Genomic DNA, 26,391 nt, shown 5'->3' with positions numbered 1-26,391 from the left:
AGGGGGGATAACAGTGATGCAGCGCCATAACCCGGACCAGATCGAAATGGAAGAAGCTTCATTTGTAAAAGGAACGGTAACGGCTGTCATATATCATAATGAAACAAACCTGTATACCGTACTGAAAGTAAAAGTGGAAGAAACATCAGAGTCTTTTGAAGACAAAACCGTTTCTGTCACCGGTTACTTTCCTTTGATCCATGAAGACGATATCTACACATTTTACGGAAAAACCGCCTCCCATCCGAAATTTGGCCTGCAATTTCAAGCGGATCATTTCAAAAAGGAAGTGCCGACAACGAAAGAAGGCGTGATCCAATACTTGGCCAGCGATTTATTTGAAGGAATCGGCAAGAAAACGGCCGAGGAAATTGTCAATAAGCTGGGGGAAGGGGCAATCAACAAAATTTTAAGCGACGGCGCCGTCCTGTATGATGTCCCGAAGCTCTCCAAAAAAAAGGCGGATAAGCTTGCCGCTGCCCTTCAGCAGCATCAGGGGCTCGAGCAGATTATGATCTCCTTGAGCGAATTCGGCTTCGGCCCCCAGCTGTCCATGAAAATTTATCAGGCGTACGAAGCGGAAACGCTCGATAAAATCCGCGAAAATCCGTACCAGCTTGTCAAAGATGTTGAAGGAATCGGCTTTATCAAAGCAGACGAACTGGGCGGCAGAATGGGGATCTCAGGCAAACATGAAGAGCGGATCAAAGCGGCGATTTTATACACGGTTGAAGCGACATGCCTTCAAGAAGGGCATACGTACATAGAAACGAGACAGCTCATCATCGAGACGCAAAAGCTGTTAAACCAGTCAGCAGGCGATGAAAAAGTAACCGAGATGGATGTGGCGGACGCGATCATTTCCTTAGGGGAGCAAAAAGAGCTGTTCATTGAAGATGAAAGGTGTTATTATCCGTCCCTTTACTACGCTGAACAAAGCTTTGCCAAAAGGGTGCAGAAAATCGCCGGACAGACCGAATACGATGACCAGTTTCCCGAATCGGAATTCCTGCTCGCTTTAGGGGAGCTTGAAGAACGGATGAAAGTGCAGTACGCGCCAAGCCAAAAAGAAGCCATACAAAAAGCGCTGATGTCGCCGATGCTGCTTTTGACGGGCGGACCGGGAACCGGGAAAACGACCGTCATCAGGGGAATCGTCGAGTTGTACAGCGAGCTGCACGGCTTAAGCTTAAATCCGGCTGATTACAAAAAAGATGAAACGTTTCCGTTTGTGCTGGCAGCACCGACCGGCCGGGCCGCTAAGCGGATGAGCGAGTCGACCGGTCTGCCGGCCGTTACGATTCACAGGCTTCTCGGCTGGAACGGAGCCGAAGGATTTACGCACGATGAAGACAATCCGATTGAAGGACGGCTGCTCATTATTGATGAAACGAGCATGCTTGATATATGGCTTGCCAACCAATTATTCAAGGCGATCCCCGATCGGATACAGGTGATCATGGTCGGAGATGAAGACCAGCTTCCGTCCGTCGGTCCCGGACAGGTGCTAAGGGATCTGTTGGCATCGAATGTGATTCCTTCTGTCAGATTAACCGACATTTACAGACAGGCTGAAGGCTCTTCAATCGTTGAACTGGCGCACGAAATGAAACAGGGAAAGCTTCCGGAAAACTTGGCCGCCCCGACAAAAGACCGTTCTTTTATTCGCTGCCGCCAGCAGCAGATCAAAGAAGTCGTCGAAAAAGTCGTCAAAAACGCGCTGCAAAAAGGATATTCGGCCAGGGATATTCAGGTTTTGGCTCCGATGTACAGAGGAGCGGCCGGCATCAATGAGTTGAACGCCCTTTTGCAGGGCATACTGAATCCGCCGAAGCCGAAAGGCAGGGAAATGAAGTACGGAGATGTCGTGTACCGTACCGGAGATAAAGTGCTCCAGCTCGTCAACCAGCCGGAGCATAACGTGTTTAACGGTGACATGGGCGAGATCGTCTCGATTTTTTATGCGAAAGAAAATACGGAAAAAGAAGATATGGCCGTTGTCTCTTTCGACGGGAATGAAATCACGTTTGCAAAAAAAGATTTCAACCAGTTTACGCACGCCTATTGCTGTTCGATCCACAAATCGCAAGGCAGCGAATTTCCGATCGTCATCCTTCCGGTCGTCAAAAGCTATTACCGGATGCTGAGAAGGAACTTGCTTTACACGGCTATTACAAGAAGCAAAAAATTCCTGATTCTGTGCGGCGAAGAGGAAGCCCTTGAATGGGGCGTGAAAAATAAGGAATCATCAGAAAGGCAGACATCGCTTAAAAGACGGCTTCAGCAGGCGGCACATGAAGAGGATGAAGAGCTCATGGCGCTTCAAAAAGAGCTGCCATTCAGCGTCTATGACGCCAATATCGGGATGGAAGGCATTACACCTTTTGATTTTATGGAAAAGGAAGCAGAATAAGTGTTTTTCATGGAATCCATTTCATCGTATGAGTCGCGGCGCAACAGCAGATCATAAGAGTGTTCGTAAAAAGGTGGTTGATCACACTTTGAGAACATGCAATGAGCTGGAAGGACTCAATGTTTACGACAGACAGTCTTCTCTCCCGCTTGGGGTGGTAACGGATATCTGTTTTTCTCACGAAGGGACATGTCTCGGATTGATTATGGAAGAGAAGCGGCGCTTTTACAATCCCCGTTCGCTTCTTCCGCTTCCCGCGGTCACCGAAATCGGACGTGACGGCGTATACGTTGATTTCACCGAGTTCAAGCCGATGCAAGTTCCGAAGCAGAGTCTTTCTTATGACCAGATGAAGCAAAAAATGGTCAAAAACGGAGCAGGAGATACGCTGGGCATGCTGGAAGATGTATACTTTTCTTCCGACACGGGCATAATCGTAGCATATGAACTATCAGACGGTTTTTTTGCCGATTTGTCAGGCGACAAAAAGCAGATTCACTCATCTGGGGAACCGCTTGAAGTAGGCAGAAGCACAATCGTCTTGAACGAATAAGAGGTGTGTGTTCAAATGCTCGTTTGCCCGAATTGCAAAAGCAAAAACATCGGCAAAATCGGTGTAAATCAATATTACTGCTGGGGATGCTTTATTGAGCTGACCCTATCAAAAGGAAAAATTTCGACCCATCAAGTCGAAGAGGACGGAACATTGAGCAGCCTGGACGATCTGTTTACAGATGACGAACGAACGATCAACCTTTGAATGGAGGTTAGAAAGTTGAATCGTACAATGACTTCTCTCATTTCTTTAGGAGCCGGGGCTTTAATGTACTACATGGCGTCTCAGAACGATATGATGAACAAGCGAAACATGAGAAAGCTGAGAAGACGCGTCATGAAAATGTTTTAAGCAGAAAGGGATACCCTTAAAAGGGGTGTCCCTTTTTTTCTTAGGGAATAATTACAAGCAGAAATCAAAAGCTAACAAGGGGTGAAAAACATGCTGAAAAAACCGCTGCAGCTTTTAATGTGGGTCTCGATCTTTATGCTTTTGCTATTAACCGTCTATATCTTTTTGCAGCTGAGAATGATTTGGGAGCCTGTCTGCGTGCTGCTCAAGTCGATTCTGATCCCGCTGGCGATCGCGGTTTTTATCACCTATCTGCTTTTGCCTGTCGTGGAAAAGATACACCGGGCAGGCGTGCCGAGAACATTGAGTATTTTGCTGATTTATTTTCTGTTTTTTGCAGGTCTCGGCTACGCTTTTTACAAAGGGGTGCCGATCCTCATTAAACAGCTGACAGAGCTTTCAGAGGGAATTCCGGTTCTTGCCGCATCATACGAAAACATGCTGGATCAGCTGCATCATCATACAGACGGCTGGCCTGACGGCATGCACGACAGAGTCGACAGGTTCGTCAATCAGACGGAAGAATTCGTTGCAAGCTGGGTAGAACGGACGATACGAAGCATCCGATTCGTTTTTGATTATATGCTCTTGGCGGCGATCATTCCGTTTTTAGTATTCTACATGGTGAAAGATATTGATACGATGAAAAAGGCGGTATGGTATTTGACGCCTTCTTCATGGAGAGCAAGAGGCAGCGAATTCATCCGGGATGTCGATGATTCTCTCGGGGACTACATCAGAGGCCAGCTTTTTGTCTGCCTTGTCATCGGCTTGGGAGCGAGCCTGTCATTTTGGTTTTTTGACCTGCCCTATCCGCTGATCCTCGGCCTTGTCATCGGCGCGACAAATGTCATTCCGTATTTCGGCCCTGTCATCGGCGCGATTCCGGCTGTCATGGTAGCAGCCGCTTTATCGACGAGGCTCGTTTTCGTGGTGATCATTACGATTTTGATTCTTCAGTTTATTGAAGGCAATATCCTCGGGCCCCTTGTCGTCGGCAAAAGCCTGCATATGCATCCGGTTGTCATTATGCTTGGATTGCTGGCGGGCGGGGAGCTTGCCGGCATCATCGGCATGATTCTGGCTGTGCCTGTCATGGCTGTTATCAAAGTGATGCTCGTCCATTTTTTAGCGGCAAGAAAAGCGTAAGCGGCAGAAGTTTGACATAACGGCTTCCGTTGTCTATAATTTCGAAATAGACATACATACGTATCTCGATTGACGGATCCGAGTATACTGAAGCCCTGTTTTATAGAGAGAAGCTCCATAGCGGTGAAAGAGCTTTAACAGAAGATCAGTAGAAGCTAATCCTGAGTGCAGGCGAAAACCTGCCGTCTTCATCCGGCGTTATTCGGATATCAAGGTGATGGGCGTTTCGTTTTGTTACGCACATAATCAGGGTGGTACCGCGAGAGGAGCTCTCGTCCCTGTGTAAACGTTGTTTGCATGGGGCGGGGGCTTTTTAATTTGCATGTGCATCATTAAAGGAGGAAAAAATAATGAAGACATTAACATCCGCACAAGTGCGCCAAATGTTTTTAGACTTTTTTAAAGAAAAAGGGCATGCCGTTGAACCGAGCGCCTCTCTTATTCCGCATGAAGATCCCTCCCTGCTTTGGATCAACAGCGGAGTCGCGACGCTGAAAAAATATTTTGACGGACGGGTTGTGCCGGAGAATCCGCGCATCTGCAACGCTCAAAAATCAATCAGGACGAACGATATTGAGAATGTCGGGAAAACAGCCCGCCACCATACGTTCTTTGAGATGCTCGGCAACTTTTCGATCGGCGATTATTTCAAAGAAGAAGCGATCGAGTGGGCATGGGAATTTTTAACCGATCAAAAATGGATCGGCTTCGATCCCGAACGCCTGTCAGTCACGGTGCATCCGGAAGATGACGAAGCGTATGAATTATGGTCAAAAAAAATCGGCATACCTGAGGAACGGATCATCAGACTGGAAGGAAACTTCTGGGATATCGGCGAAGGCCCGAGCGGACCAAATACCGAAATCTTCTATGACCGCGGTGAAGATTATGGAAATGATCCGTCTGATCCGGAGCTTTACCCGGGCGGGGAGAACGAGCGTTACCTAGAAGTATGGAACCTTGTGTTCTCCGAGTTCAACCACAATCCTGACGGAACATATACACCGCTTCCGAAGAAAAACATTGATACCGGGATGGGTCTTGAACGGATGGTATCTGTTATTCAAGACGCCAAGACGAACTATGATACGGATTTGTTTATGCCGATCATCAAGGCGACAGAAGCCATTTCAGGAGAAAAGTACGGCACATCTGCTGAAAAAGATACGGCGTTTAAGGTTGTGGCCGATCATATCCGGACGGCTGCGTTTGCGGTCGGCGACGGAGCGCTTCCGTCAAACGAGGGGCGCGGCTATGTCATCAGAAGGCTGCTTCGCCGCGCTGTCCGCTATGCGAAGTCCATCAATATCAACCGTCCGTTTATGTATGAGCTCGTACCGGTAGTTGCCGACATCATGGCCGCTTTCTACGGCGAAGTCAAAGAAAAAGCGGACTTTATTGCGAAAGTCATCAAAACAGAGGAAGAACGCTTCCATGAAACATTGCACGAAGGCTTGGCGATTCTCTCAGAAGTTATTCAAAAGGAAAAAGCAAAAGGTAACCGCATCATTTCCGGGGAAGATGTCTTTAAACTGTATGATACGTATGGATTCCCTGTTGAACTGACTGAAGAATACGCAGAAGATGAAGGCATGCAAGTCGATCATGAAGGATTTGAGCGCGAAATGGACAAGCAGCGCGAACGGGCCCGGCAGGCGCGCCAGGACGTCGGCAGCATGCAGGTTCAAGGCGGCGCTCTCCGCGATATCATGACAGAAAGCGAGTTCATCGGCTATTCCGATATCAAAACGGAAACGAAAATCGCCGAGCTTCTTCAAGACGGAGAACTTGTCGATCTCGTTCAGGAAGGCCAAAAGGTTCAGTTCATTCTGGAAAAAACGCCGTTCTATGCTGAAAGCGGCGGACAAATCGGTGATAAAGGCTGGGTTAAAAGCGGTGATGCGGCTATTCGCGTCACAGACGTTAAAAAAGCGCCAAACGGCCAGCACCTGCATGAAGGGATCGTGGAAAGCGGCGCAATTAAAAAAGGCATGAGCGTAACGGCAGAAGTCACTGAGCGGCTCAGAAAAGACATCGTCAAAAACCATACCGCGACACACCTGCTTCACCAGGCGCTGAAAGATGTGCTCGGTACGCATGTCAACCAGGCCGGCTCGCTAGTCACTGACAGCCGTCTGCGCTTTGACTTCTCTCACTTTGGACAGGTGACAAAGGAAGAACTCGAACAAATCGAAACAAAAGTGAACGAGAAAATTTGGGCATCGATTCCGGTTCAAATCGACTTAAAACCGATTGATGAAGCGAAAGCGATGGGAGCCATGGCACTGTTCGGCGAAAAATACGGGGACATCGTCCGCGTTGTTCAAGTCGGCGACTACAGCATCGAGCTGTGCGGAGGCTGCCATGTGAGAAATACGGCTGAAATCGGCCTCTTTAAGATCGTATCCGAATCAGGCATCGGGGCTGGCACCCGCAGGATCGAAGCGGTAACAGGGCAGGGCGCTTACGAAGAGATGAACGCCAAACTGGAGCTTCTCGAACAGGCGGCAGAAGTCCTGAAAACCAACGTGAAGGAAGTGCCGAAACGGATCGAAGCGCTCCAGTCTGATCTGAAAGAAGCTCAGAGAGAAAACGAATCTTTATTGGCGAAACTGGGCAATAAAGAAGCCGGAGAGATTTTGGAAAAAGTAAAAGAAATTGACGGAATCAAACTGCTCGCAGAAAAAGTGAATGCCAAAGATATGAATCACCTGCGCACAATGGTTGACGATCTGAAGGCGAAACTGGGCTCAGCCGTTATTGTTCTCGGGGCGGTTCAAAATGAAAAAGTGAATATTTCCGCCGGAGTTACAAAAGATTTAATAGAGCGGGGTTTCCATGCAGGCAAGCTTGTCAAGCAAGTCGCAGAAGCATGCGGAGGCGGCGGAGGCGGCCGTCCTGACATGGCGCAGGCGGGAGGAAAACAGCCTGAGCGGCTGGCTGAAGCATTGGCATCTGCGGAAGAATGGGTAAAATCCGTTTTATAAATAGCGATTGTGGTGTAGAATGGTGATTAGAAGGTAATCAGGCTGAAACTTTGCCTGCGAATTTGGGAAAGAGGTGCAAAACGGTGAGCTCATTTGATAAGACGATGAAATTCAACTTTTCCGACGATTCGATGGAAACCAATGTAAATGAAGTGCTGATAACCGTCCATGACGCGCTTCAGGAAAAAGGCTACAACCCGATCAACCAAATTGTCGGATATCTGCTGTCAGGAGATCCCGCTTACATTCCAAGGCATCGAGATGCACGCAACCTGATTCGGAAAATAGAAAGAGACGAGATAATCGAAGAATTGGTTAAATCGTACTTAGAACAGCATAAAGAGGCGTAAACAAGCATGCGAATATTAGGTCTGGATTTAGGTTCGAAAACGCTCGGCGTAGCGCTGAGCGATGAAATGGGCTGGACGGCTCAAGGGATAGAAACGATTAAAATCGACGAGGCGGGCGGTGACTACGGCTTGAACCGCCTTGCCGAATTGACGAAAGACTATGTAATAGACAAGATTGTACTCGGTTTTCCCAAAAACATGAACGGAACCGTCGGCCCGAGGGGGGAAGCGAGCCAGAAGTTCGCGGAAGTGCTTGAAGAAACGTTTCAAGTTCCCGTCGTGCTTTGGGACGAGCGCCTCTCGACAATGGCGGCCGAAAGAATGCTGATTTCAGCAGATGTAAGCAGGCAAAAGAGAAAAAAAGTAATTGATAAAATGGCGGCCGTGATGATCCTTCAAGGATATCTCGACAGCCTAAACTCATGAGGTGATTACGATGGAACACGGAGAAAAAAACATTACAATTGTAGACGATAAAGGGAATGAACAGCTGTGTGAAGTGCTCTTTACATTTGACAGCGACCAGTTTAACAAGTCATACGTGCTTTATTATCCGATTGAAGCACAGGACGATGAAGAGATCGAGATCCATGCTTCAAGCTTCGTACCGAATGAAGCAGGAGAAGACGGCGAACTGATGCCGATTGAAACAGAAGAAGAGTGGGATATGATTGAGGAGACGCTGAACACGTTTTTAGCGGATGAAGACGAAGAAGAATAAAGAAGCGGCTAGACTGCTTGACAAAATCCTAAAACGATTGAAGTTTTAGGATTTTGTCATTCTTTAAAGCGTGATCTGCAATTTTTCTCACCCGGCTGCCGACAGGCGGCTTTTTTTATTAAAACATTTTGTAATAAATTGCCGAATGATAACGAATCATGTAGTATATACCATGGGAGGAGAGGAGGACACCAATGTTTGAAGATCAGACAAAGAAACCGTTTATAAAAAGACTCCTTAAACATAAAATAAAGTTTTGGCTGACTGTGGTTGCGGTTCTGCTGATTTTAACCGCAGGCGCTGTTTCGCTCTACGTTAAATCGGCGCTCGAACCGGTCGATAAAAATAATGCAAAAACGGTCAATGTCTATATTCCGGAAGGATCGACCGTTACGTCCATCGCCGCCAAACTAAAAAAAGAGGACCTAATTAAAAACGAAAAAGTATTTATCGCTTATGTGAAATTTAAAAATGCCTCCGGCTTTCAAGCGGGGAACTTTCAGCTCAGCCAGTCGATGGATGCGGCAGGCATGATTAATAAGCTGACAACCGCTTCACATGTGCCGGCATTTAAAATTACCGTTCCTGAAGGAAGGCAGCTCCAGGAAATCGCAGACATCATCGCCGGACAAACGAACTACTCGGCAAAGGACATTATGAAAAAGCTGGATGACAGGGAATTCATCAGCCGATTAAAACAGAAGTATCCGAAACTGATCACAGACGACGTGTTGAACAAGAACATCAAGCATCCGCTCGAAGGATACCTGCATCCTGCGACATATCTATTTTACGACCCTGAGACGAAGCTTGATGCCATTATCGAAGCGATGATCAAACAAACAGATCAGCTGGCTGAAAAGTATGAAAAGCAGATGAAAGACAAAAAGATGTCCGTCCACAAAGCCTTGACGATGGCTTCGTTAATTGAAGAAGAAGCTACCGAAAAAGCGGACCGGCACAAAATCTCAAGCGTTTTCTACAACCGCATCAGCAAAAATATGCCATTGCAAACGGATCCGACCGTCTTATATGCACTGGGAGAACATAAAAACCGCGTCATGTACAAAGACCTTGAAGCGGATTCCCCATATAATACGTACAAACATACCGGTCTTCCGCCCGGGCCGATTGCAAACGCTGGAGAGACTTCCTGGGAGGCGGCATTAAATCCGGAGCAAACAGACTATGTTTATTTTCTTGCAAAGAAAAACGGGGAAGTCGTCTTTACAAAAACGCTTGAAGAACACAATAAAGCAAAAGCCAAATATATTACGAACACGCAGGACGAGGAAAAAGGAGAGTAAAAAATACTCTCCTTTTATTCGCAAATACAAAGGTTTTATGATAAAATATATCGGGTTGTTTATTGGAGAAAAGACAGTCAACTGCTTTAGGAGAGTGCTGAACACCTGACCTAAGGCTCTTTTTTATGAAAGGGAGGCCATCTGCCCGTGAAGATTGGACACGAAGAATTGACCGGCTATCTTGAAAAGCTGCTAAAGCCGCGGCCGGCTGAAATTATGAAACTGGAGGCCTATGCCGAAGAGCATGGCGTGCCCATTATGGAACCGACAGGAATCGAAGTGCTCCTGCAGCTTCTTTCATTCAAAAATCCGAAAAAAATTCTTGAAATCGGTACCGCCATCGGCTATTCGGCGATTCGGATGGCGCTTGCCCTTCCCGAAGCCGAGATTTTTACAATCGAGCGCGATGAGGACAGGTATCGGGAAGCGCTGAAAAACATCCGGTCATTCCAGCTTGAAAACAGAATTCACGTGTTCTTCGGCGATGCGCTCAGCGAGTCTGACCCCGTTCAATCGATGGCTCCCTATGATGCGCTGTTTATCGATGCCGCAAAAGGCCAGTATCAGAAGTTTTTCAGTATATATGAAAAAATGCTTGCCGATGACGGCATCATTTTTACGGACAATGTCCTTTTCAAAGGCCTTGTCGCATCAGAATACAATCAGATCGAAAGCAAGCGCATCAAAAAGCTTGTATCGAAAATAGATCATTACAATCATTGGCTGATGGAGCATCCTGACTACCACACGGCGATCCTGCCTGTGGGCGACGGATTGGCCGTCAGTCAAAAAAGAGGTGAACGGATATGAAAAAGCCTGAACTGCTTGTGACGCCGACTTCTGTTTCGGATATTAAGCCTTTGGCAGAGGCGGGCGCCGATGCGTTTATCATCGGTGAACAAAGGTACGGTCTGCGTTTAGCCGGGGAGTTTTCCAGAGAAGAAGTAAAAGAAGCCATCATTCAGGCTCATGAAAAAGGCGCAAAAGTATATGTTGCTGTGAACGCGATTTTTCACAATGACCGGGTTCCGGAACTGAATGACTACCTTTCATTCTTGGACGAGGCAGGCGCGGATGCGGTTGTCTTCGGCGATCCCGCCGTACTGATGGCTGCACGGGAATCAGCGCCGAACATGAAGCTTCACTGGAATACGGAAACGACCGCAACCAATCATTATTCCTGCAACTATTGGGGGCGCAAGGGCGCGAAGCGCGCGGTGCTTGCAAGAGAGCTCAACATGGACAGTATCGTTGAGATTAAAGAGAAAGCAGACGTCGAGATTGAAATTCAGGTTCACGGCATGACATGCATGTTCCAGTCAAAGCGCTCCCTGATCGGCAACTATTTTGAATACCAGGGAAAAGTCATGGATATCGAAGGCAAGAAAAAAGAAAAAGGCATGTATCTCCATGATAAAGAACGCGGAAATAAATATCCGATTTTCGAAGACGAAAACGGCACGCACATCATGAGTCCGAATGACGTCTGCATCATTGATGAGCTTGAAGATTTAATCGATGCCGGCATCGATTCATTTAAAATCGACGGAATTTTAAAATCGGTCGAATACATGACTGAAGTAACGGCCATGTACCGCGAAGCCATCGACCTTTGCATCGCAGACAGGGAAGCATATGAAGACAAGAAAGAACAATGGATCGAGCGGATCGAACAGCTGCAGCCTGCAAACCGCAGCATCGATACCGGATTCTTTTTCAAAGAAACAGTATACTAAAAGGAGGGATAGCCATGTCTGCAGTAAAAGATAAAATTTCCAAAATCGTTAATGGAAAACGCGTCATTACGAAAAAGCCAGAACTTCTTGCTCCGGCGGGGAATTTGGAAAAACTGAAAATCGCTGTCCACTATGGAGCAGACGCTGTATTTATCGGCGGACGTGAATATGGACTCCGCTCAAACGCAGATAACTTTTCAATTGAAGAAATGGCTGAAGGTGTCGAATTCGCGAAAAAATACGGCGCAAGAATTTATGTCACGACAAACATTTTTGCGCATGAAGAAAATATCGACGGACTGGAAGACTATTTGCGCGATCTCGAGGGAGCAGGCGTGTCAGGCATTATCGTCGCTGATCCCCTGATCATTGAAACGTGCCGCAGGGTTGCGCCGAAGCTGGAAGTGCATTTGAGCACACAGCAGTCCCTTTCAAACTGGAAAGCCGTTCAGTTCTGGAAGGAAGAAGGCCTTGAGCGGGTTGTGCTCGCACGTGAAACGAGCGCACTTGAAATCAGGGAAATGAAAGAAAAAGTGGATATTGAAATCGAAACGTTTATTCACGGTGCGATGTGTATCGCTTATTCCGGCCGCTGCGTGCTCAGCAACCATATGACGGCAAGGGACTCCAACCGCGGAGGCTGCTGCCAGTCATGCCGCTGGGACTATGATTTGTATCAGACGGACGGGACGAATGCACTGCCGCTATATGAAGAAGGCGATGCTCCATTTGCGATGAGCCCGAAAGATCTGAAGCTGGTCGAATCGATACCGCAAATGATTGAAATGGGCATCGACAGCCTGAAAATCGAAGGCCGGATGAAATCGATCCACTACATTGCGACAGTCGTCAGTGTGTACAGAAAAGTGATCGATGCTTATTGCGCTGATCCTGAAAACTTCGTCATCAAAGAAGAATGGCTGAAAGAACTGGACAAATGCGCCAATAGAGACACGGCGCCTGCTTTCTTTGAAGGAACGCCAGGATATGAAGAGCAGATGTTCGGCGTCCACGGCAAAAAGACAACATACGACTTTGTCGGACTTGTCCTTGACTATGATGAAGAGACAAAAATGGTCACGCTCCAGCAGCGGAACTTCTTTAAATCCGGAGACGAAGTCGAATTTTTCGGTCCGGAAATCGAAAATTTCACATGCAAAATTGACACGATTTGGGACGAAAAAGGCAATGTGCTTGACGCAGCCCGCCATCCCCTGCAGATCGTCAAATTTAGAGTGGACAACAAGATTTATCCTAGCAACATGATGAGAAAGGGGCAGTAATGGCATGGGGAAAAAACCGGTAGTTATCGGCATAGCGGGAGGCTCCGGATCAGGAAAAACGAGCGTCACCAGATCCATTTATGAACAGTTTAAAGGTCATTCGATCTTAATGCTCGAACAGGATTTATATTATAAAGATCAGAGCCATCTGCCGTTTGAAGAGCGGCTGAATACGAACTACGACCATCCGCTTGCATTTGACAATGACTATTTGATCGAGCATTTAAACGAATTGCTCGCGTACAGGCCGATCAAAAAGCCGATTTACGATTACAAGCTGCATACGCGTTCAGAGGAAGTCGTGCACGTCGATCCGAAAGATGTTATTATTTTGGAAGGAATCCTTGTTCTCGAGGATGAAAGGCTCCGCGACTTAATGGACATCAAGCTGTATGTCGATACGGACGCCGACCTGCGGATCATCAGAAGGATGCTCAGAGACATAAAAGAAAGGGGACGTTCGATCGATTCTGTCATCGAGCAGTACATCTCAGTCGTCAGACCGATGCATAACCAGTTTGTCGAACCGACGAAACGCTATGCCGATATCATTATTCCGGAGGGCGGCCAAAACCGCGTCGCCATCGACCTGATGGTAACAAAAATACAAACTATTCTTGAACAAAACGCGATTTTATAATAACATAGCATAGACAAACACAACTCTGACCATATTATGTATAGAAATTGAAGGGTTCTCATCCTGAGCCCTTCTTTAACTGTATAAGCACCATTTACCGGAGCCTTCCATCCGGTTTATATGATACTTTACAAATATGGGAGAGAAGAAGGGGACAAGGGTTGTCCTCATTCTTGTATATTCAAGTCTATACTCTCACATACAAGTGATGAGGAACCAACTAGAAGGAGTGAAGGAACATGGCACAAGAGAAAGTATTTCCTATGACAGAAACGGGAAAGAAAAAACTGGAAGAAGAACTTGAGTATTTGAAAACGGTTAAACGTAAAGAAGTTGTTGAACGTATTAAAGTGGCAAGAAGCTTCGGAGACCTTTCCGAAAACTCCGAATACGATTCAGCAAAAGAAGAACAAGCTTTTGTAGAAGGGCGCATCACAACCCTTGACAATATGATCCGCAACGCAAAGATCATCGAAGATGACGGTGCAAACTCAGACATCGTCAGCCTTGGAAAAACCGTTACATTTACGGAGCTTCCTGACGGTGAAGAAGAATCTTATACGATTGTGGGCAGCGCGGAAGCCGATCCGTTTGAAGGAAAAATCTCGAACGATTCCCCAATCGCGAAAAGCCTTCTCGGCAAGCAGGTTGGAGACGAAGTAACCGTTCAAACACCTGGCGGCGAAATGCTTGTAAAAATTGTGAAAATTTCATAAAATTTGTTTAGCAAACGATGACCTCGTCCACAATGTGGATGAGGTGTTTTTATAATGAAATGGCAAAAGCGTATGAAGTGGGTATCGATTATCATTTCGGCTGCTCTTTTATTTCTGCTGATCAGGCTGGCTGAAATTCAACTGTTTTTTACCGAGTCCTTTTCTAAACGGAATGTGAACTTAATCCAGGAAAGCGTCAAACAGCGCACGGAGGAAGTTCGGATTTCAGACGGGAGAGGATCTTTTTTAGATCGGAACGGCGAACATTTGTCCGTCAGCCAAAGACCGGCCATCGTCTTGTTCCCTTTTTTAAAAAATCAGCCGTGGCCGGCCAAAGAAGCAGCCGAAATTTTAAACATGACAGAAGATGAGCTTGGAAGCAAGCTGGACCATGCAAAAAAACCCGTGATTCTCACAAAACATGACGGAGCGTCCGTTTCAAAGACGGCTCTCGAAAAAATCAATAAACTGAAATATCCGGGCGTTTACGGCGTATACATAGAAGAAACAGAAAAGAACAGGCTGGCTTCGCATACGCTCGGTATGACCAATCAAGACCCGGACCTCCTCAGACGCAAATATCCCGATAAAGAGGGCCTCTCCATCAGCACGAAAATCGGCACCTTCGGCATGGAGCGGACGTTTGATGAATTCCTGCTGCCTGAACAAGACACAAAACTGTTGTATCATGTGGACGGATTGGGAAACCCTTTGTTCGGCATGGACGTCAAATATACAGCAGACGCAAATCCGTTTTACCCGCTGCAAGTCAAAACAACGCTCGATAAAAAGGTTCAGCAGGCAATGGAAGATGTACTTGATGACCATCAGCTCGATAAAGGCGGGGCGGTCCTGCTTGACATCGAGACGAACGGCGTGGTGGCGATTGCGAGCAAGCCCGACTTAAACATGGCTGCGCAAAAAACAAGGCAGAACTATATGCTGACTCCGGTATATCCCGGCTCGGTTTTTAAAACCGTGATTGCCGCTGCAGCGATTGAAAACGGCTTGGATCATCCGTCTAAAACCTTTAACTGCAATTTGAACCTGTACGGTGAGGCCGGAGAGGACAAAGGAAAGCTCAGCCTGGAAGACAGTTTTGCGGAAAGCTGCAACTACACGTTTACAAATCTTGCCGGACAGCTCGTAGAAAAAAACAGCTCCGTGATCGAAGATACTGCTGCAAAGCTTGGGCTGACCGGACGGGTCGGCTGGGAAGGAAAGCTGTATCATGAAGATGAGTTCAGACAGTTTTATCATGAAACTGCAGGATCAATCTGGGGGGATGAAAAGGACAAAAAAGTTAAAAAAGCTGTAGCCCAGACCGCTATCGGCCAAAAGAATGTGAAGCTGACTCCGTTGGAAATCGTCAACATGATGGCGACCATCGCAAGAGGCGGAGAGAAAAAACAAGTCAAGATCGCAGACCAGATCGAATATAAAAACGGCACATTGATGACGGCTTTTAAAGATCACGAGCTCCCAGGAGAGAAAATCGACCAGTATACAGCGCAAAAGCTGCAAAAACTGCTCAGAAAAGTTGTCACATCTGAAAAGGGGACGGGCCGGCGCTTCAGCGATCTTCCGTACGATGTAGCGGGAAAATCGGGCACAGCGCAGACAGGCAGGACGACAGATGACAAAAAAACGCTCTATCATAAATGGTTTGCCGGTTATTTTCCGGCGGACAAGCCGAAATATGCGCTCGTCGTCGTCCATATGGATACGCCGGATAGCAAGGCTGCGACAAATGCCGTATTTTATGATATTGTTAAAAAAGTATATGAAATTGAAAAGAACCAGACATAGAAGAATGCCTCAGGTGATGATAAAATAGGAAGCGAGGCAAGAGGGAAAAAGGAGTGCAATGAACTTGAGCGAAACAAGGGAATCTCGTTTTGAAAATCGTGATAAGCGCAGGAAAGCGAATCTTGTGCTTAACATTTTAATAGGCATCGTATTGGTATTAATCGTTGTCGTTGCCAGCAGTCTGATGATGAACAGTCCGAAGGAGCAGGCGCAGCAAGATGTCTCGAAAAACGATTCTGAACAGACGACAGAAGCGCCTGCTTCCGACAATAAGAAACAAACATCTGATGAAGATGTAAAAGATGAGGACAAAGGAAAAAGCGATTCTGCCGATAAAGAAGACAGCGATTCCGACTCAGACAAGAATAAAGAATCTGCTTCAGACGAGGACAAGTCAACATCAGATGATCCGTTTGAAGGAGCCGAAGTGACAGAAGGCGGTTCAAGCGCCAATGTTGAAAAAACGATCATCAATCCTGACTGGGAGCCTGTCGGCACACAACAGAGCGGACAGCATACCGCAACATATGATTCCTCTTCACAAGACTGGAAGGAAATGCTTGAAGCCATTTCATATGCGACAGGGGTTTCTAAGGATAACATGACGGTGATCTGGCTCGGAAACAACGGCAGCCCGCAAGATGCGAAAGGAACCATTCGGGCGAAGGACACTGGCGTCAAATACCAGGTAGCCATTACTTGGGTTGACGGAAAAGGCTGGAAGCCGACAAAAGTTGAACAATTGAAATAAAGAAAAAAGCGGCCGGTTGCTAAAACCGGGCGCTTTTTTTATGATTCGGCTTTAAAATGAACGACTGCGCTGTAGTGGATCCGTCCGTCAATAACCGCCGTATGGTGGGAAACCGAATGGACCCTCAGCAAAAGCGCCTGGTTGTTTTCAATCTGCTGACTGATCTTTTTTTCAAGCTCCTCTAAGCTCAGTGCCTCAAAAAACTCAATTTTATCTTTGATCAGATCGAGGCCGAAGTTCATAAACCAATCCTCCATTCGTTTCAAGTCATTTTTTATTAAAGCAGAGAAGCGGCCGGGTGACAAGGGAAATATAACCAAGCCTTTTTTGTACCCAAAACGAATGACTTGTGGTAGGATAAGAACTAATCAATCGAATAAATCATACTATACTTATAGGAATTGTAAAAATAGATGGAGAGTGACGACAAAATGGGAAGAGAGTTCATTCCTTTATTTGAGAACTGGGCAAATTCTTATGATGATACAGTAGTTGGCCGCGATCTTCAATACAAAGAAGTGTTTCGCGACTACGACGGCATTTTGGATGATGTCGTCAGCCGCTCGGGGCATAAAGTTCTTGAATTCGGCGTCGGCACAGGCAATCTGACTGCAAAATTGCTGGCGGCCGGAAAGGCAGTCACCGGTGTAGAGCCTTCAAAAGCGATGAGGGAAATTGCCGAGGCAAAGCTGCCGGAGAATGCAGTGATCGTTGACGGAGACTTTCTTGACTTTCCGGACCCTCCGTTTTCTCCCGACACGATTGTCAGTTCTTATGCGTTTCACCATCTGACAAACGAAGAGAAGCGGGAAGCTGTGAAGCGATATGGAAAAATGCTCGGGAAGCATGGTAAAATAGTGTTTGCTGATACCGTCTTCAAGGATCGGGAAGCCTTCTCTGCCGCTGTTAAAAAAGCGAAGGAAAACGGGTTTCTGCAATTGGCGGAAGACCTTGAAACGGAACATTATCCGACGATTTCGGAGATGGAAACGATCTTTACCTCAGAACATTTCAGTATCGCCTTTCAAAAGCATAATGATTTTGTCTGGGTAATGGAAGCGGCAAAATTGTAATTTGAAGGGAAGTTTTAAGATATGAAAATCGCAGTTATCGGAGCAATGGAAGAAGAAGTCACGATTTTGCGAAGCAAACTCGAACAGACGAACCGGGAAGTCATCGCAAACTGTGAATTTACCAGCGGGTTTTATGAAGGAAAAGAGGTCGTGCTTTTAAAGTCCGGCATCGGCAAAGTCAATGCAGCCATGAGCACGACGATTCTGCTTGACCGCTTTAAACCGGACGTTGTCATCAACACCGGATCAGCCGGCGGCTTTCATCATTCGCTTAATGTCGGAGACATCGTCATCTCGACCGAAGTCCGCCATCACGATGTCGATGTCACGGCATTTGATTATGAATATGGACAGGTTCCGAATCTGCCGGCTGCATACAAAGCCGACAGTGCATTGATCCAAGCGGCGGAAGACGAAGCGTCTGAACTGGGGCACATTCAGGTTGTCAAAGGAACGATAGCAACAGGCGATTCCTTTATGAGCGATCCTGACCGCGTCGCATTCATCCGCGGCAAGTTTGAAGACCTTTACGCGGTTGAAATGGAAGCTGCGGCTGTCGCGCAGGTTTCTTATCAATTTAATACGCCGTTTGTTGTCATCAGGGCGCTCTCAGACATCGCCGGAAAAGAATCTGAAATTTCATTTGACCAATTTTTGGAACAGGCTGCCAAGCATTCGACAGATCTTGTGCTTCGCATGATTAAAAGAATCAATTAAAACAGGGGGAGGCTCCCCCTCTGTTTTGCACCTCTTGAAGGAGGAAGGAACATGAATGTGATCAAGGATATCACCGAATTGATCGGCAAAACGCCGCTTCTGCAGATTTTGGATTTTCGAATCCCTAAAGGCGTTAACATATATGCAAAACTTGAAATGATGAATCCGGGAGGCAGCATTAAAGACCGGCTCGGAGAAGTGCTGATTGCTGAAGCGATCGGTTCGGGAAAGCTGAAACCCGGTGGAACGGTCATTGAGGCAACAGCAGGCAATACGGGAATCGGTCTGGCTCTCGCCGCCAGAAAGCACGGCATTCGACCCGTTTTTTGCGTACCCGAGCATTTCAGCATGGAAAAACAGTCGATTATGAAAGCGCTCGGCGCTCGGATAGTTCATACCCCCAGAAGTGCCGGGATGAAGGGTGCGATTGAAAAAGCACTTGAACTTGAGAAGGAGATTCCCGATTCTTATTGCGTTTTGCAGTTTAAAAACCCAGTAAATCCATTGGCTTACTATAAAACGATTGCCCCGGAAATATGGAATGATCTTGGCGGCCGGATTGACGTCTTCGTCGCCGGAGCGGGGTCAGGCGGCACATTTGCGGGAACCGCCAAGTTTCTGAAAGAAAAAAATCCGTCCATTAAAACGGTTATTGTTGAACCGGAAGGCTCGATTTTAAACGGAGGGGAACCGCATGGGCATAAGACCGAAGGAATCGGAATGGAATTCATCCCGGAATACATGGAGGAAAGCTATTTCGATGAGATTTACACAGTGCTTGACGAAGATGCGTTTCGACTCGTAAAAGAAGCCGCGGAAAAGGAAGGGCTTCTGATTGGAAGCTCATCAGGCGCCACGTTGTTTGCCGCATTGAAAGAAGCCGAAAAAGCGAAAGCCGGCACAAACATTGTGACGATTTTTCCCGACAGCAGCGACCGCTATTTAAGCAAAAAAATTTACGAAGGAGGAATATGATATGAAGCCAAAAACGAAAATGATTCACGGCGGAATTACAGGAGACGAAAAAACAGGAGCGGTATCGGTTCCTATCTATCAGGTCAGCACGTACAAACAGCCTCGCGCCGGCCAGCATACAGGATACGAATATTCCCGGACGGGAAATCCGACGAGAACGGCGCTCGAATCCTTGATCGCGGATGTTGAAGGCGGTGCAGCAGGCTATGCGTTCGGCTCTGGGATGGCGGCGATCACAGCCGTCATGATGCTTTTTAAAAGCGGCGATCACATCGTATTGACAGATGATGTATACGGCGGCACCTACCGCGTGATGACAAAGGTATTGAATCGCATCGGCATTGAAGCGACCTTCAGTGATACGAGCAGCATCGAAGACATCGAAAAAGCGATCAAGCCGAATACAAAAGCGATTTATGTTGAGACGCCGACAAATCCTTTATTGAAAATCACTGACATCAAGAAAACTGCTGAAACAGCGAAAAAGCACGACTTATTGCTGATTGTCGACAACACCTTCTACACGCCGTACTTTCAAAATCCAATCTCGTTGGGAGCCGATATCGTCCTCCACAGCGCGACGAAGTACTTGGGCGGACACAGCGATGTCGTCGGCGGACTTGTCGTAGCAGCCTCGAAGGAACTCGCAGAAGAGATCCATTTCATTCAAAACTCTACAGGCGGGATTCTCGGGCCTCAGGATTCCTGGCTCTTAATGAGGGGGATGAAAACCCTTGGCTTGAGAATGGAAGCCCATGAGCAAAATGCCCGGAAAATCGCGGCGTTTTTAGACGATCATCCCGCCGTCAAAAAGGTTTATTACCCAGGGCTGCCGTCCCATCCGGGACATGAGCTTGCCAAGCGGCAAAGTACGGGCTTCGGAGGCATGATCTCGTTTGATATCGGAAAAGAAGAGAACGTGGACCTTGTCCTTGGCCGTTTGAAATGGTTTACGATCGCCGAAAGCCTTGGTGCGGTTGAAAGTCTGATATCGGTGCCGGCGCGAATGACTCATGCTTCGATCCCGCCTGAACGCAGGCTGGAGCTTGGCATCACAGACGGATTAATCCGTATTTCCGCCGGGGTTGAGGATATTGACGATCTGTTGGAAGACTTGCAGCAAGCGCTGGCCCCTCTTTCTTAAAATGGCTGAATTTACATGTCTGGTCATCTGTCAATCTATGTTATTCTCAAATCATATCCATTATGAAACAAAAGCAGGTGATCATGACATGCAGAAGAAAAAAGTCAAATCGCTGATGGAAGACTATAAGCAGTTTGCTTTTACGCTTCTCAGCGTAAGCGCATTTTTATATATCGGATCTGTCATTCCGGGACAAGGTTTGGAAACAGGCCAAAAGATGACAATGATGCTCGCGACGTGCGGCTTTTTAGGAGGAGCTTTCTATTGTGTGAAGCGCTCGCTCAAATATAAAAGACAATTAGACGAAATGGAAGAATCATAAGCAGAGAGACTCCTGAAGGGGTTCTCTGCTTTTTTTTGCTCGATCAATCCGTCCATTTTTTAAAAAAACGGTTTACAAACAGGAATTTGATGGATATACTTACAAAGTAAACAAAAAGCAAAGGAGGTTGATGAACATGAAACCAGCACTGACTACATACATTAGACTTTGTGAATGCCAATACCATGATTCATCAAACCTGTGGGAGAGATTGTGCACTTCCTTAACCGATGCTTTTACAGCACAGCCGATACGTTAGGAAGTTAGGCATAATAATACGCTGCTCCTCCCGCAAGATAAAGACTCGATTCGTTTTTATCTGGCGGTTTTTGTTTGCGCCCGCAGGTTTGTCAGATGATCTGCGGGCTGTTTTTGTTTTTTAGCGAACTTGAAAGGGGGTGAGCGATGTGACCATTAATCTATTCTTCTTAACACTAACCATTCAGAGACGATTTAAAAGTCCGGAAGAGTACGAGCGAGAATACGAAATTGAACAAATGTACAATGAAATGAAAGATCTGCAGCTAAAATATCTTTACCTGAACAGCCAGCGCTAACTTAAAGCGCGAAAAAAAATAAAGGAGGAGATCATGATGATTTATAGAAGGGAACTGTTGGCACATTACACTCGGGAGAAGGACCAGGTTTAGCCGGGGCAAAACGAGTTCCGCATCTCCGCTTTTCTGCATAATATGAAGCAAGCAATTCAAGGAATGCAGGTGAAAAGCATGCAGAAAAACGGCAGAATGCCTTTTATCGGCCACGGGTATACATCGATGCCCCATTCTTTCAAGCACGGATACGGTAATCCGTACCGGCGCCAAAGAATGGAGATGGTGCGCCACTTCGGGTATTGGCCGCATTATTGGTATTATTGAGAAAGAGCAGAAAACGGTTTGTTTTCTGCTCTTTTTCATTTGAACAAACTAAATGGCAAAATGAAAGGGGAGCTTTAAAGCCCCCCTCCTGTTCATTTAGCAGACGTAACAAGCGCCGATGATAATTAAAAGAATGAATAGAACCACAACAAGCGCGAATCCGCCTCCATAGCCGTATCCGCCGCCGTATCCGCCAGGGTAGCCACCCCAGCTGCCGCAGCATCCGCCGCCGTAACCAAAGCCCATAAATAGCACCACCTTTTAGTGAAAATTCCATATATACTATGCATGGGATTAAGTTGTGGAAAGGGCGGATAGACCAATTCATTAAAAAAACAGTTTTCTTAAAGCGAAACTTTTCAAAGCTGAAGCCGTCTAGTTATGGAATGTAACAAAACAATGCAGTTATTTTTGCAAATGCTTTTAATATTCGGTTCATTGGCCGATATGAGTGGAGAAAGGCCCGTTTGTACGATTTGCAGCAAAAATCGGGCTAATTAGAATTAAAGCAGGTGTTTTAACGTGTTTGAACAATGGCTTGGAAAACAATTGCGGAGCCCGAGAGGCATTTTGTCGAAATGGGTCGCGTCATATATGGAAAACGGGAATCATGATATAAACGAATGGACCATCAACTTGATGGATATCTGTCCGCATGAGCGCATCCTTGAAATCGGAACGGGAAGCGGAGCGGCACTTTATCGGATTGCGGAGATGCTTGAGGGCGGCAAGGCCTGCGGCATAGACGCATCAAAAAGCATGGTCAAGCAGGGAATGCGGCGAATCCGTCATGTGAAAGAAGAAGGAAAAGCCGAATTAAAGCTTGGCCATGCCGAACAAATTCCTTATCCGGATCGTTCTTTTCATAAAGTATTTTCAGTCCACACCATTTATTTTTGGACGGATTTCAAACAGGCATTAAAAGAAATTTACCGTGTTTTACAGGTTGACGGCACGCTGTTTCTCGCTGTGCATCTGGAAGGGCAAATGAAAAAATCGAAAAAAACAAAAGGCTTTTCCTTATACTCAGAAGAGCAAATCAAGCAACTGCTTGAGGAAAGCCATTTCAGAGACATCACGGTACATATGAACAAAAATTACTGCTGCATTTCTGCGGTAAAATCATGAACTTTGTATGATCATCCCTTTCAATACGGAAGGGATTTTTTATGTTTGATAGAGTTGAAACTGGATCTTAAATATCATATTTTTGATTTTTAAAGAAAAGTATTCCATTAACATAGCAAACATGGTTTAATATCAAAGTGAACGTTTTTACTATATTTTCCGGAGGTATTTATGAACAAAAGGATCGTGAAAAGTTCAATTGTTTTCTTTCTCCTTGCCGCATTAATTTTTGGCCAGCTGCCTTTACCGAAGACAATGGCAGCCGAAGACAGCGTTCCGAATAACGAAACCACATTGACCAGCGCGTCCCCTGTTGAAGCTTCGTTTCAAAGCGATGACGAGGTGCATTGGTATAAAGTCAATCCTTCAAATCAGGAAATCGCAAACTATACGCACTTCCGCGTCAAATTGAAATCAGATGCAGAGCTGAACATTTCCGTCTACTCCAGCCTGGAAAATGCAACTGGTCATCAAACGTTTGACCGATACAACGGCTACTCCTATGAAAATAATCCCGCTCTAATCGATTTTCCGATTGCCTGGAAAGGTCCTTACTACATAAAAGTAGAAAATCACCATGATGAGGAAAACGAAACCACTTCAATTACAGATATTTCTTACACCATAAGCTATGAAGGCGTCACCCTGCCTCCGTCAATCCAAGAGGCAGAAGAAGAGTGTCCGGCAGAATTAAGCGTCTCCGAAAGGGAAACAGGCAAGGGCATATTAAAACAGTTAAGAACGATCAGGGATGAAGTTCTTTCAAAAACTGAAAAAGGAAAAGAGCTGTCTTCCCTTTACTATAAAGCAGCTCCATTCATCAGCGCAAAAATGCTCTTTAACAAATCGATGAGAGACAGTGTCTACAAAGACCTGGTGCAGCTGAAGCCGCTGTTTGCCGATGTCGCAAAAAACGGACAAGTGAGCGCATACTCGATTACGAATGATGATCAAAAAGCGATCAGCCGCCTGTACGAAACAGCTCGCGCGTCCGTTCCCGAGCCGTTGAAAAAACAGCTGGATCAAGTCGCGAAAGACATCGGCATCGAACAATTAACAGGCAGCAAAGTATCGGCTGTGCTTGAAAAAGCGGGGATGGCGACAGCTTCATCAAGCGCGCCCGAAAACCGTTACATCGTAAAATTGAAAGAAGGCAAAAAACCGGGATCTTTCAAATCTAAAGCCCAATCATCCGGCGTCCAGGCATTAGAGCCCCTCGGTAAAAGCAAAACGGCATTTAAAGATATGTACGTTGTGGAAATGAAGGAAAGCCGTTCTTCCGGATTCAAAGCGGCGGCAAAGCAATATCAGGCGGCAGCCTCCAAGATCGCCAAGATGCCTGAAGTGGAATTCGTCGAACAGGTTCAGCAATATGAAGCACTGTCAAGAGACACCCAATATCCATATCAATGGTCGCTCAAAAATAACGGCAAAAACCGTGCTGCGAATGCTGACATACAATTTGAACAGCTTCAGAAGCTGATGAAAGGCAAAAAGCTGAAAGATACAGTAATCGCCGTCGTTGACACAGGCGTTGATCATACCCTTGCGGATTTAAGCGGCAGCGTCAAAAAAGACGAAGGCTATAACTATGTCGGCCGCACGGCGGATGCGATGGATGACAATGGCCACGGCACACACGTGTCAGGCATCATTGCAGCCGCGCAAGACAACCATTTTTCGATGGCGGGAATCAATGCTTATGCCAAAATTCTGCCTGTCAAAGTGCTGGATTCTTCAGGCAGTGGAGATACGGAACAGATTGCAAACGGCATCATCTATGCCGCCGACCACGGTGCAAAAGTCATCAATTTAAGTCTTGGCGGGCCATACAGCCGGGTGATGGAATATGCGCTTAAATATGCGGCTTCCAAAAATGTGACGATCGTTGCCGCCACCGGAAATGACGGAGTATCGGAGATTTCCTACCCTGCATCTTCGAAATATACGCTTTCAGTCGGGGCGACCAATAATCTCGATCTTGTCTCGGACTACTCCAATTATGGAAAAGGTCTCGATATGGTGGCGCCGGGAACCGATATTCCAAGCCTCGTTCCGGACGGGAATGTCACTTATATGAGCGGAACATCGATGGCGGCGCCGCACGTGGCAGCTGCAGCAGGACTTCTTTTGTCACAGAATCCGTCCTTGAAACCAAAGCAAATCGCAAGCCTATTGACCGAGACGACAGCAGATGTGGCATTTGAAGAGCAGGATAATCCCAACCCGGATTATGACCTGGATATAGAACCGGCTGCACAAATTCCCGGATATGACTTCGTCTCCGGGTGGGGAAGGCTGAATGTTTTTCATGCAGCCAGCGTTTTTGAGCTGAACATGAAGGTTCATCCCGTTTTAAACCGCCATACGGCAGTGACAGGCACAGCCAAAAGCGGTGTGACGGTCACAATCTTGCGAGGGAAGCAAGTATTGGGGACGGGCACGGCCGGAAAATCAGGCGCGTTTTCAGTGAAAATTCCGGCCCAGAAGGCGGGGCAAGTTCTTCATGTCGCGGCATCGGGCCATCAGGCGGAAACCTCGCTCAGAACCGTCGTGGAAAAAGCGCCGAAAAACCCGTCCGTCAAACGCATCACGAACAAAGATACTGCCGTAACGGGTAGAACGGCAGCCGGCTACACGATCAAAGTGAAAAACGCGTCCAAAAAAGTGATCGCGCAAGGCAAAGCGGATGCATCCGGAGCGTTTAAAGTGAAAATCAACAAGCAAAAAGAATATGCCGTTTTGTATGTCTCCGCATCTGCTGATGACCACAGAGAAAGCGGCGATGTCAAAATGACGGTGGCTGACGTCATCCCGCCAGGCGCCCCGAAAGTTTATCAGGTTTCCGATAAAAGTACGGTGATTCAGGGAAAAACAGAAGCAAACGCGCAAGTCAGCGCAAAAGCTAAAGGAAAGACGATCGCTTCCGGCAAAGCGAACGGAAAAGGTGAATACAAGCTGAAAATCAGCAGGCAAAAAGCCGGAACCGTCATCAGCGTAACAGCAAAGGATAAAGCCGGAAATGTCAGCAAAGCGACAGATGTCACTGTGCTTGACAAAACCCCGCCGTCTGCGCCGAAGGTGAATCCGGTGACAAACAAGAGCACGGCCGTTAAGGGGAAAGCAGAAGCGAACGCCGCCATCATCGTCAAATCAGGAAAGAAAACGATCGGAACCGGCAAGGCCGATAAAAAAGGCGCGTTTTTTGTCAAAATAAAAAAACAAAAGGCAAACACCGTTTTAGCGGTCACTGCAAAAGATAAAGCCGGCAATACGAGCAAAGTGAGCAAAATAAAAGTCAAAAAGGCAAAATAATCCGATGGCGGAGGAACTGATGACATATCAGTTCCTCTTTTTTTCATCAAAATTAATATATAAGAATATT

At 46.6% G+C, this 26,391-nt stretch carries 28 protein-coding genes; 26 read left to right on the top strand and 2 right to left on the bottom strand.

The annotated features are described in order from the left end of the window. Nucleotides 1–16 precede the first annotated feature (16 nt). The 17 genes from H7F26_RS20675 (at nucleotide 17) to H7F26_RS20595 (ending at nucleotide 16,769) form a co-directional block, all read left to right on the top strand. Entirely contained in the window at nucleotides 17–2,413 is a 2,397-nt protein-coding gene (locus tag H7F26_RS20675) for an SF1B family DNA helicase RecD2 (RefSeq protein WP_003183932.1), read from the top strand. Nucleotides 2,414–2,501: 88 nt separating this feature from the next. Further along, nucleotides 2,502–2,966 (top strand): PRC-barrel domain-containing protein, encoded by a 465-nt coding sequence (locus tag H7F26_RS20670; RefSeq protein WP_003183930.1) that lies wholly within the window; start codon nucleotides 2,502–2,504, stop codon nucleotides 2,964–2,966. A 15-nt stretch (nucleotides 2,967–2,981) separates the two neighbouring features. Further along, nucleotides 2,982–3,173 carry a hypothetical protein gene (locus H7F26_RS20665; protein ID WP_003183928.1) on the top strand — a complete coding sequence of 64 codons (192 nt, stop codon included), beginning with the start codon at nucleotides 2,982–2,984 and terminating at the stop codon, nucleotides 3,171–3,173. Nucleotides 3,174–3,188: 15 nt separating this feature from the next. Continuing rightward, a complete protein-coding gene (locus tag H7F26_RS20660; RefSeq protein WP_003183926.1) occupies nucleotides 3,189–3,320 on the top strand; it encodes a YrzQ family protein in 132 nt (43 codons plus the stop codon). A 90-nt stretch (nucleotides 3,321–3,410) separates the two neighbouring features. Continuing rightward, complete coding sequence (locus tag H7F26_RS20655) at nucleotides 3,411–4,469, top strand: AI-2E family transporter (RefSeq protein WP_003183924.1); 1,059 nt, start codon at nucleotides 3,411–3,413, stop codon at nucleotides 4,467–4,469. A gap of 350 nt (nucleotides 4,470–4,819) precedes the next feature. Continuing rightward, complete coding sequence (gene alaS, locus H7F26_RS20650; RefSeq protein ID WP_017474362.1) at nucleotides 4,820–7,456, top strand: alanine--tRNA ligase; 2,637 nt, start codon at nucleotides 4,820–4,822, stop codon at nucleotides 7,454–7,456. Between the two features lie 83 nt (nucleotides 7,457–7,539). Further along, nucleotides 7,540–7,806 carry an IreB family regulatory phosphoprotein gene (locus H7F26_RS20645; RefSeq protein ID WP_003183920.1) on the top strand — a complete coding sequence of 89 codons (267 nt, stop codon included), beginning with the start codon at nucleotides 7,540–7,542 and terminating at the stop codon, nucleotides 7,804–7,806. Between the two features lie 6 nt (nucleotides 7,807–7,812). Continuing rightward, a complete protein-coding gene (gene ruvX, locus H7F26_RS20640; RefSeq protein WP_003183918.1) occupies nucleotides 7,813–8,232 on the top strand; it encodes a Holliday junction resolvase RuvX in 420 nt (139 codons plus the stop codon). Nucleotides 8,233–8,242: 10 nt separating this feature from the next. Next, nucleotides 8,243–8,527 carry a DUF1292 domain-containing protein gene (locus tag H7F26_RS20635; protein WP_003183915.1) on the top strand — a complete coding sequence of 95 codons (285 nt, stop codon included), beginning with the start codon at nucleotides 8,243–8,245 and terminating at the stop codon, nucleotides 8,525–8,527. Nucleotides 8,528–8,721: 194 nt separating this feature from the next. Then, on the top strand, nucleotides 8,722–9,834 hold the full coding sequence (mltG, locus tag H7F26_RS20630) for an endolytic transglycosylase MltG (protein WP_003183913.1): 1,113 nt from the start codon (nucleotides 8,722–8,724) through the stop codon (nucleotides 9,832–9,834). Nucleotides 9,835–9,981: 147 nt separating this feature from the next. Next, complete coding sequence (locus tag H7F26_RS20625) at nucleotides 9,982–10,644, top strand: O-methyltransferase (protein WP_003183911.1); 663 nt, start codon at nucleotides 9,982–9,984, stop codon at nucleotides 10,642–10,644. Further along, on the top strand, nucleotides 10,641–11,570 hold the full coding sequence (locus H7F26_RS20620) for a peptidase U32 family protein (RefSeq protein ID WP_003183909.1): 930 nt from the start codon (nucleotides 10,641–10,643) through the stop codon (nucleotides 11,568–11,570). Before H7F26_RS20625 ends, H7F26_RS20620 begins: the two co-directional genes overlap by 4 nt. A 14-nt stretch (nucleotides 11,571–11,584) precedes the next feature. After that, entirely contained in the window at nucleotides 11,585–12,853 is a 1,269-nt protein-coding gene (locus H7F26_RS20615) for a peptidase U32 family protein (RefSeq protein ID WP_003183907.1), read from the top strand. 4 nt (nucleotides 12,854–12,857) lie between these two features. Next, nucleotides 12,858–13,493, top strand: a complete 636-nt coding sequence (udk, locus tag H7F26_RS20610) for a uridine kinase (RefSeq protein WP_003183905.1) — start codon at nucleotides 12,858–12,860, stop codon at nucleotides 13,491–13,493. A 239-nt stretch (nucleotides 13,494–13,732) separates the two neighbouring features. Then, nucleotides 13,733–14,209 (top strand): transcription elongation factor GreA, encoded by a 477-nt coding sequence (greA, locus tag H7F26_RS20605; RefSeq protein WP_003183903.1) that lies wholly within the window; start codon nucleotides 13,733–13,735, stop codon nucleotides 14,207–14,209. Between the two features lie 54 nt (nucleotides 14,210–14,263). Beyond that, entirely contained in the window at nucleotides 14,264–16,018 is a 1,755-nt protein-coding gene (locus tag H7F26_RS20600; protein WP_003183901.1) for a peptidoglycan D,D-transpeptidase FtsI family protein, read from the top strand. 58 nt (nucleotides 16,019–16,076) lie between these two features. Continuing rightward, nucleotides 16,077–16,769, top strand: coding sequence for a YrrS family protein (locus tag H7F26_RS20595; protein ID WP_003183900.1), 693 nt, complete (start codon nucleotides 16,077–16,079; stop codon nucleotides 16,767–16,769). Nucleotides 16,770–16,807: 38 nt separating this feature from the next. On the opposite strand, the gene H7F26_RS20590 is transcribed toward H7F26_RS20595, so the two are convergent. After that, nucleotides 16,808–17,011, bottom strand: coding sequence for a YrzA family protein (locus H7F26_RS20590; protein WP_025808035.1), 204 nt, complete (start codon nucleotides 17,009–17,011; stop codon nucleotides 16,808–16,810). A 189-nt stretch (nucleotides 17,012–17,200) separates the two neighbouring features. Between H7F26_RS20590 and H7F26_RS20585 the strand changes: the two genes are divergently transcribed. The 7 genes from H7F26_RS20585 (at nucleotide 17,201) to H7F26_RS20555 (ending at nucleotide 21,878) form a co-directional block, all read left to right on the top strand. Continuing rightward, nucleotides 17,201–17,842 (top strand): class I SAM-dependent DNA methyltransferase, encoded by a 642-nt coding sequence (locus tag H7F26_RS20585; protein ID WP_003183896.1) that lies wholly within the window; start codon nucleotides 17,201–17,203, stop codon nucleotides 17,840–17,842. Between the two features lie 21 nt (nucleotides 17,843–17,863). Then, nucleotides 17,864–18,559, top strand: a complete 696-nt coding sequence (gene mtnN / locus H7F26_RS20580) for a 5'-methylthioadenosine/S-adenosylhomocysteine nucleosidase (RefSeq protein ID WP_003183892.1) — start codon at nucleotides 17,864–17,866, stop codon at nucleotides 18,557–18,559. 51 nt (nucleotides 18,560–18,610) lie between these two features. Then, the gene (locus H7F26_RS20575; protein ID WP_071583557.1) at nucleotides 18,611–19,534 is read left to right on the top strand and encodes a PLP-dependent cysteine synthase family protein; all 924 of its coding nucleotides are present in this window, start codon (nucleotides 18,611–18,613) and stop codon (nucleotides 19,532–19,534) included. Nucleotide 19,535: 1 nt separating this feature from the next. Then, complete coding sequence (locus H7F26_RS20570) at nucleotides 19,536–20,678, top strand: bifunctional cystathionine gamma-lyase/homocysteine desulfhydrase (RefSeq protein WP_003183885.1); 1,143 nt, start codon at nucleotides 19,536–19,538, stop codon at nucleotides 20,676–20,678. 88 nt (nucleotides 20,679–20,766) lie between these two features. Next, nucleotides 20,767–21,000, top strand: a complete 234-nt coding sequence (locus tag H7F26_RS20565; RefSeq protein WP_011198155.1) for a YrhC family protein — start codon at nucleotides 20,767–20,769, stop codon at nucleotides 20,998–21,000. 407 nt (nucleotides 21,001–21,407) lie between these two features. Next, nucleotides 21,408–21,557, top strand: coding sequence for a YrzI family small protein (locus H7F26_RS20560; protein ID WP_009327800.1), 150 nt, complete (start codon nucleotides 21,408–21,410; stop codon nucleotides 21,555–21,557). A gap of 171 nt (nucleotides 21,558–21,728) precedes the next feature. Further along, nucleotides 21,729–21,878, top strand: coding sequence for a hypothetical protein (locus H7F26_RS20555; protein ID WP_016886344.1), 150 nt, complete (start codon nucleotides 21,729–21,731; stop codon nucleotides 21,876–21,878). Nucleotides 21,879–21,974: 96 nt separating this feature from the next. Here the strand turns inward: H7F26_RS20555 and H7F26_RS20550 are convergent, their stop codons facing one another. Beyond that, on the bottom strand, nucleotides 21,975–22,124 hold the full coding sequence (locus tag H7F26_RS20550; protein ID WP_017474360.1) for a YjcZ family sporulation protein: 150 nt from the start codon (nucleotides 22,122–22,124) through the stop codon (nucleotides 21,975–21,977). A 276-nt stretch (nucleotides 22,125–22,400) separates the two neighbouring features. Between H7F26_RS20550 and H7F26_RS20545 the strand changes: the two genes are divergently transcribed. Both H7F26_RS20545 and H7F26_RS20540 read left to right on the top strand, forming a co-directional pair. Then, nucleotides 22,401–23,006, top strand: coding sequence for a class I SAM-dependent methyltransferase (locus tag H7F26_RS20545; RefSeq protein ID WP_003183874.1), 606 nt, complete (start codon nucleotides 22,401–22,403; stop codon nucleotides 23,004–23,006). A 171-nt stretch (nucleotides 23,007–23,177) separates the two neighbouring features. Then, nucleotides 23,178–26,321 carry a S8 family peptidase gene (locus H7F26_RS20540; protein WP_185855201.1) on the top strand — a complete coding sequence of 1,048 codons (3,144 nt, stop codon included), beginning with the start codon at nucleotides 23,178–23,180 and terminating at the stop codon, nucleotides 26,319–26,321. Nucleotides 26,322–26,391 lie beyond the last annotated feature (70 nt).

The organism is Bacillus sp. PAMC28748 (genome assembly GCF_014250415.1).
GTDB lineage: Bacteria > Bacillota > Bacilli > Bacillales > Bacillaceae > Bacillus > Bacillus licheniformis.
This window is presented reverse-complemented; position numbering and strand designations above follow the sequence as displayed.